Below are 5,218 nucleotides of genomic sequence, written 5' to 3' on the forward strand. Positions count from 1 at the left end.
CCTATAATTCTTCTAACACCTTTCCCTTTAAAAATAAAATTCATTTCTATTTCTGGATGAAAATGAATTGGAAAATCGAAATCATCTTTAACTCGTTCTTCTACCAAAAAACTATCTTCAGGTATAAGTCTAGTAATTTCTCTGTGTGCGTTTTGAATCATATCATTTCATATTTAGCAATTAAAGTACATAGTTAATGAAAATATACAAATAAATGACAAAATTAGATTAACATTTTTTTAACATCTATAATAACTTTGCATAAGCTACTATTCATAATAGCATGAATTTAGGCGAAAAAAAAAAAGAATCATTAAACCAAATATTTATGAAAATTCAAATTTTAAAAAAAATTATTTTTCTCGGAATCCTTATGCTGTGCGGTATTGCACATGCACAAAGTGTTTCAGGTGTTGTGTCTGACGCTAATGGTCCATTGCCAGGTGCAAACGTTATTGTAAAAGGAACAACCAATGGTACAACTACAGATTTTGATGGAAAATTCATGTTAAATGAAATTTCTAATTCATCTGTTTTACAAATTAGTTTTGTTGGATACACTACTCAAGAAATAGCTGTTAGTGGCAAAACAACAATTAATGTAGTTCTTATTGAAAATGCAAATTCTTTAGAAGAAGTTATAGTAGTTGGTTATGGTTCCAAAAAGAAAAGTTTAGTTACTGGTGCCATTTCAAGTATTAAATCAGAAGACATGCAAAACAATGGTACTACAAGGGTTGAACAAGCTATTCAAGGAAAAGTATCTGGTATTTCTGTATTAACAAACTCAGGCTCACCAGGTGCAGGTTCAAAAATTAGAATCCGTGGGACAGGATCTAATGGAAATGCAGACCCTATTTATATTGTAGATGGTATGAAAACTTATAGCATTGATAATATTGATGGTGGCGATATTGAATCTATTGAAATTTTAAAAGATGCTGCCTCTTCTGCTATTTACGGTACAGAAGGTGCAAACGGTGTTGTAATTGTAACTACAAAATCTGGTAGAAATTATGACAAACCTCTTATTTCTTACAATTCTCAATTTGGAGTTCAGTCTGAACGCTCTAAAATGGAATTAATGAATGAGTCTCAATATAGAACTTATTTAAATGAGGCTGGTGTTCAAAATATTCCTTCAAATGGAATTGACACAAATTGGTTAGATGAAGTATTTGAAGATGCTTGGATGGAAAAACATCATTTAAGTTTTGCTGGAGGAACAGAAAAATCTACCTATTTAATGTCAGGATCTTACACAAACCAAGATGGTATTGTAGGAGGAGAAAGAGCTAATTTTAAACGTTACACAGCAAGGTTAAACTCTAAACATCAAATAAATAAATGGTTAGAAGTTGGTAACAACTTAACATATTCTAATACAAGTCGTGGAGTTATTGGTGAAGATGATGAATATCGTGGAATTTTAAATAATGCCTTATTAATGGATCCATTAACACCGGTAATTTACAACAACGGTGTTCCTGCTAATGTTACAAATTTAATTAATGCTGGAAACAAAATTTTAGCTGATAGTAATGGAAATTATTATGGCTTACCTGCATATGTAACTGGTGAAATTGCAAATCCAATTGCAATGCTTTCCATTCAAAACAGAAACATAAAAACCGATAAAATATTAGGAACCTTTTTTGCAAATGTTTCTCCAATAGAAGGTTTAGTTATGACTACAAGATTAGGTATTGATGTAAATTATTCTGTAAACCATAATTGGAACCCTATATATTATGTTTCTTCAGAAAGACAGAATTCATTAACTACAGTTGATGATAATATTACCAAAAACTCATCTTGGTTGTGGGAAAATTTTGTAACGTATAAAGGTTCTTATAATAAACATAATTATAGTTTATTAGCAGGTTTATCAGCAGAAAAATATCAATCACCAAACTGGTATTTATTCTCAGGACCAATGCCAAAAGAAGGTGATAATTATGCTTTTCATGATTATACACAAGATGATGATTTAGATAAAGTTGGTGGAAATTTTATTGAAAGAAGAAAAAGATCAACTTTTGGAAGATTTTCATATGAATATGATGACAAATATCTATTAGAAGGTACTTTACGTTACGATGTTTCAAGTGCTTTTTCAGAAGCAAACAAAGGAGCTGCATTCCCTTCAATCTCTGCAGGTTGGGTAATGTCTAGCGAAGAGTTTTGGAAAAACAATAGCACTATAGATTACTTAAAAGTACGTGCTAGTTGGGGACAAGTAGGAAGCGATCAAAACCTATTAGGAAATGAAGATTTACAATTCTTTTCAAGTGCCGGAATAAAAATTCCTGATGGAAATGGAGGCTTTTTACCAGGCTACGAAGCAAGTAACATTCCTAATAAAGATTTAACTTGGGAAACTTCTGAGCAACTAGATTTAGGAATTGATTTAAGAGCTTTTGAAGGTAAACTAAAATTTACAACAGATTATTACAACAAAAAAACAAAAGATTTAATTGTTAGTGGAAACAGCTTAATTCCATTATCTGTAGGACGTAATTTTGGAAACTTTAATGGTGGTACAGTATCTAATAAAGGTTGGGAATTTGAATTAGGATATAATGATAAAATTGGAGGCTTAACCTATGGTGTAAACTTAAACTTCTCAACACTTAAAAATGAGGTTACTGATTTAGCTGTAGACTCTCCAATTGATGGCGCTGAAGTTAGAGGTTTCATGACAACTCGTTTTGAAGAAGGAGAACCTATTTGGTACTTTAGAGGCTATAAAACAAATGGAATTGATCCAGCAACTGGAAAGCCAATTATTGTTGATGTAGATAACAGTGGCGATATTACTCCAAACGATATTACTAATATTGGTGATCCTCATCCAGATTTCTTATATGGAGGACAAATTAATTTAGGTTACAAAAATTTCGATTTCAATTTAAACTTCCAAGGAACTCAAGGAAATGAAATTTATATGCTTTGGACTAGAACAGACCGTATTTACTCAAACAAACCTTCCTTCTTATTTGATGGTAGATGGACTGCCCCAGGAGACAATGCCGCTTTCCCAATGGCAGATGTTGGTAGTGATGAGTTATATAGAAGTGATTTAATGGTTGGTGATGGATCGTATATGAGAATAAAACAAATTCAGTTTGGGTACACATTCCCTTCAAAAGTATTGGAGCAAATTAAATTAGATAATTTACGCTTTTATGTTTCACTAGAAGACTACTTTACATTTACAAACTATCAAGGTTTAGATCCAGAAGCAGGTAGTACAAACAATCAAAGTCAAGGAATTGACAGAGGTGTTTATCCAATACCTGGTAAAATAATATTTGGTTTATCTTTAAACCTATAACTCATAATTTAATACAATAAAACAATGAAAAAATATATTAAAATAGTAGTTTTAGGAGTATTAATTATTTTTAATTATACTTCTTGCAGTAATGATTTTACAGAGGTTGATCCAATCGGATTAATTAATGAAGATGATTTTTTAACAACTGATGCTGAAGCAGAATCCGTAATATTTGGTATTTATGATTTAATGGCTTGGAATTACAATCGCCCTTGGAACAGTGCTTTTTTCTTAAAAGTTTTACCAGGAGATATAGCGAATGCTGGTAGCACAATTGGAGACCAACCACCTTTACAACAAATAGATGATTTTACGCATGTTGCAGACAATCCTGCAATTACAGGTGTTTGGGAAGGTTTTTATAAAACTATTGGATTAGCAAATGTTTTAATTGAAAAGTTAGAAGCTTCTGATTTAGGTTCAAAAGATAAGTTTATTGCTGAAGCAAAATTTTTAAGAGCCTATAGTTATTTAGAATTGGTAACTTTATTTGGTGATGTACCATTAAGAATAACAACACCACAATCAATTGAAGAGTTTGGTTTAGCAAGATCTCCAAAAAGTGATGTTTACATTCAAATTGAAAATGATTTAGCTGATGCAATTAGTGGATTACCTTTAAGAAGCGGTGTTGCTCAACCTTTCAGAATATCAAAAGAAGCTGCACAAGCTGTTTTAGGTAAAGTTTATTTATTTCAAAAAAAATATGATTTAGCTTCTATTGAATTTGGAAAAGTAATTTTATCAAAAGCTTTTGATTTAGAGCCTAATTTTGCAGATGTATGGAAATCAAGTACTGAAAACGGTATAGAATCATTAATTGAATTAAATTATGTAAGTACCGAAAAATACGATTGGGGAAACTTCCCTTGGGGAGGACGTCCAGAAAGTAACATTCACGCGCAACTTATGGGTCCAAGAGGTGATGCTTTTAATGTTGCAGCTATTGGCGTTGCCAACGGATGGGGATTTAATTTACCTACAAGTAAAATTGGTCAGGCATTTGTAAATGCAGGTGATGTTATCCGTAAAAAAGCAACGCTTATTTCTGAAGCAGATTTAATTGCTGCTGGAGGCTCAGTTACACCTCCTGACACAGGAATTCACGACTATGAAGGATATGTTAGATTAAAATATGTAACAAGAACAGAAGATACTGCAGGTCCAATTAACGAATTAAACTATGGTATTAACTGGAGATTATTACGATATGCCGATGTACTATTAATGGCTGCAGAAGCGTACCATAAAAACAACGAAGACGGAAAAGCACAAATTGAGTTAAACAAAGTGCGTTTTAGAGCAGGCTTACCAAATGTAACTGCAACAGGAGATGCTTTATTTAATGCAATTGTATTAGAGCGCCAATTAGAGTTAGCCTTTGAAGGTCAACGCTTTTGGGACTTAGTTCGTTGGGGATTAGCAGATACTGAACTTTCAAGTTTAGGATATACTTCAAAAAACCAAGTATTTCCTATTCCATCAAATGAAATAAGCAGAAATGTATTAATTAGTCCTGAAGATCAAAATCCTGGATATTAAGTTTTGAGTTAATAAAGTTGAAAAAGACAACGTAGTTAACTACGTTGTCTTTTTATTTTTAACTAAATTGGTATTATTTTTAAAAATATAGTCAGAATGAATTATAAAAACAAACAGTTTCAATTTATACTAATGCTCTTTTTGGCAGTTATAATCTCAAATATGAAAGCACAACAAATTGAAGATAATAATATTGAAGAAAAAATTAATAACATTATATCTCAACTTACATTAGAAGAAAAAGTTGCAATGTGCCATGCACAATCCAAATTTTCAACACCTGGAGTTGACCGTTTAGGAATTCCTGAAATTTGGATGTCGGATGGGCCACATGGA

Annotated in this window: 2 protein-coding genes and 1 pseudogene; all 3 read left to right on the plus strand. The window is 31.8% G+C overall.

Annotated features, from left to right (window positions below; all coding sequences use genetic code 11):
* Positions 1–328: 328 nt before the first annotated feature.
* The gene (locus tag ABYI63_RS17170) at positions 329–3,337 is read left to right on the plus strand and encodes a SusC/RagA family TonB-linked outer membrane protein (protein WP_372758091.1); all 3,009 of its coding nucleotides are present in this window, start codon (positions 329–331) and stop codon (positions 3,335–3,337) included.
* 24 nt (positions 3,338–3,361) lie between these two features.
* Positions 3,362–4,882 (plus strand): RagB/SusD family nutrient uptake outer membrane protein, encoded by a 1,521-nt coding sequence (locus tag ABYI63_RS17175; RefSeq protein ID WP_372758092.1) that lies wholly within the window; start codon positions 3,362–3,364, stop codon positions 4,880–4,882.
* A gap of 96 nt (positions 4,883–4,978) precedes the next feature.
* A pseudogene (locus ABYI63_RS17180) lies at positions 4,979–5,218 on the plus strand (glycosyl hydrolase); the annotation flags it as partial.

Source organism: Mariniflexile sp. (genome assembly GCF_041583155.1).
In the GTDB taxonomy this organism is placed as follows: Bacteria; Bacteroidota; Bacteroidia; order Flavobacteriales; family Flavobacteriaceae; genus Mariniflexile.

Bases quoted from the DNA above. Each gene is read 5' to 3' on its own strand.
- ABYI63_RS17175 (WP_372758092.1), top strand. From the start codon at position 3,362: ATGAAAAAATATATTAAAATAGTAGTTTTAGGAGTATTAATTATTTTT.
- ABYI63_RS17170 (WP_372758091.1), top strand. From the start codon at position 329: ATGAAAATTCAAATTTTAAAAAAAATTATTTTTCTCGGAATCCTTATG.